Annotated in this window: 2 protein-coding genes; both read right to left on the bottom strand. The window is 20.6% G+C overall.

The window, feature by feature from the left end; all coding sequences use genetic code 4:
* Positions 1–827 (bottom strand): hypothetical protein (locus tag U744_RS0103995; protein ID WP_025755744.1); only part of this gene is annotated, 827 nt, incomplete at its 3' end.
* A gap of 498 nt (positions 828–1,325) precedes the next feature.
* Positions 1,326–2,651, bottom strand: a complete 1,326-nt coding sequence (locus U744_RS0104005; protein ID WP_025755745.1) for a coiled-coil domain-containing protein — start codon at positions 2,649–2,651, stop codon at positions 1,326–1,328.
* Between the last annotated feature and the right edge of the window lie 109 nt (positions 2,652–2,760).

Below are 2,760 nucleotides of genomic sequence, written 5' to 3' on the forward strand. Positions count from 1 at the left end.
TATTTATATGTGTATTCAGTTGATTTTTCTGCAGTTGTGCCTGTTTTAGATTCAGTTGATAACATTTGTGTTTGATCATTTGAACCATCATTGTAAATTGCGTTAAATTCTAAAAATAGTTTTTCATTATTTGTTAAAGAGAATTCAGTATTTGAATGAGGAATCTCAAGTGAATAAGTTATCTTGGTGCTTGAACTTGAAATTTTAGAAAACACATATGGTGTCTCTGAAGTGGTTGGTTTTGTTTGAGTTCCAATTTCAACTGAATCATCATTTTTAAATTTTTCTTTAAGATCATTTAATTCTTGTTGTTCATCAATTACTTCTTTTGTTTGTAGTTCATCACTTACATTTGAAATTTTTTCAATAATTAATTTAATTTTTTCAACTATACTTGCAAATTTCTCTTTTAATTTCTCTTTTTCTATAATATGAGACTTAGTAATTTGATTTAAAGTTAGTTTTGGTTTATTTTTAACATTTTCTATTTCTTTATTGTCTTGAATTGTTGAATTTTTTGTTGAATTTGTAGAATTTGATTCTTTGGAATTTTGATTTGTTGAATTAGATTCTACATTATCATTTTTTGGTAATTTTGTTGATTCATTGTTTGAATTTGTTGATTCAGTATTTGTTGGATTAGTGTTTGAATTAGTTGATTCAGGAGTTGTTGAATTAGTGTTTGAATTTGTTGATTCAGGAGTTGTTAGATTAGTGTTAGGTTTTTCATTTTGATCATTTTTTTGTGTGCAACTAGAAGAAATTGCCACAATAGAAGCAACACTAAGAAGTGCAGGAGATAAAACCATTATTTTTTTAAATTTCATTTTGTTTTCCTTTTTTTATATGTTGTAGTGCAAAATTTAAGTTTATATTTGAACTTTGCACAAAAATCTTGAACAAATTATAAGATGTTTTTTTTTTTTTTTTTTTTTTAGCAAAAAGTTTAAAAAATTTTAAAAATTTCATATTTTTTCATAAAAAATAACAAAAATCCAAAATAGGTACTTTTGTTAGTTTATTAAAAATTATTTTAAATAGTAAAACAACATAATTATTTGATTGTTTAATGTTTCAACTTCAAAATTTGGATTCTTTAATTTAAACACTAATAAATTTTATTTTTTTATATTTTTTTAATAATAGTTTAGTTAAATTTTTATGTTTTTTAGATAAAAAACCTTACATTTCAAAATTCTTTTAAAAAGAATTAAGAATTGTAAGGTTTTATAATATTACAATAAGCAATTTAAATTTTATTGATTATTTTTTAATTTATTACAATGCAAATTTATTTAAACATATTTTTTAGCTTAAAATATTTTTTATTGTGATAATTCTTTTAATTTTTTTGTTTCTTCAGCTAATTCATTTATTTTTGTTTGATCTGAGAGATTTTTATCTATTTCATTTTTTAGTTGTTCAATTTTAGCTAAAATTTCTCTCTTTTTAACATTTTTCTTAACATTTTCTAATTCATTATTTAACTCAGTGATATTATTTTGTAATTCTTTATTAAAATCTACCACATTATCAGATTGATTTGAATTTGTTTCTAAAAATTTTTCTAATTCATTTAAAATAATAGCGCCTACTTTTTCTTTGAAATCATTTAATTTATTTTGAAGATTAGTTAAATCATTTTGATCAATACTACTTTTTAAAGTGTTTTCTACATTTTCTAAAATTGTTTTTAATTCTGAATTATTTAATAGTTCATTTAGTTTACCGGCATTAACTAAATATTCTAAGATGTTTTCTAATTCTTTTATAATAGTATTGGTCTTTGATATATCAACATTAGTTGGATCAAGTAGCAATTCTGGCAGTTTTCCTAAAATAGGAAGTAAAGAATTATTTAAAAATGTTTTATCTTCATTTTTACCTTGAATACTAATTACTAATTGTTTAATTTTTTCAAATTCTTTGTAAAAATCATCTTGTTTTTTTCTTATTTTTAAAAATTCATCATTTTTATCTTTTATGTTTTTTAATTGTTCTTCAATTTGTTTTAATTTATTTTCTAGTTCAGATTTTTGTGTTTCATCTTTAAAAAAATTTTTTAATTCTTCTACAAAATTTTTAATATCATTTAATTGTTTGTTATCATTTTTTTCACCAGAAAAATTTTCTTTTTTAATTTCTTCTAATTTTTTTAAAAAATCATCAGCTTTTTCTGTTAATTTATTTATTTGTGTATTTGGATCAGAATTTTTAGATTCTAATTTTTGATTTATTAATTTTTCTAATTTGGTTTCAATAATTTTTATTTTAGAATCATCAACTTTACTTTGTGACAAATTATTTAATTTTTCTTCAATTTTGTTAAATTCAGATTTATCTAATTTTGAATCTTCTAATTTATTTGCTAGTTTCTTTGTTTCTAAAGTTGAATTTTCTGTTTTTGTTTGATTGTTTTTTAATTCTTCAGTTAATTTTGTTAAATTTTTTAATTGTATTGTAATTTGATCTAATTCAATTTTTATTTTTTCTGTTTCTTTTGTTAATCTATCTATTTTAGAATCATCATTTGTTGCAGTTGGATTTTTAGATCCTTCTTGTGTTTTTGTAGTACATCCTGCAGCAATAGTTGCAATAGGAGCAATTCCAAGTGATAATGTTGATAAAAGCAATAATTTTTTGGGTTTCATTTTTTCCTCTTTCTTTTGTATGTTAATATTGATACTTAAAAACAATATTAAGAGCCTTAAAACCTTAGAGGTTTGCATGAATTATAAGATGTTTTTTTTTTTTTTTTTT

Source organism: Mycoplasmopsis cricetuli ATCC 35279 (genome assembly GCF_000526955.1).
GTDB classification, from domain to species: domain Bacteria; phylum Bacillota_I; class Bacilli_A; order Mycoplasmatales; family Metamycoplasmataceae; genus Mycoplasmopsis; species Mycoplasmopsis cricetuli.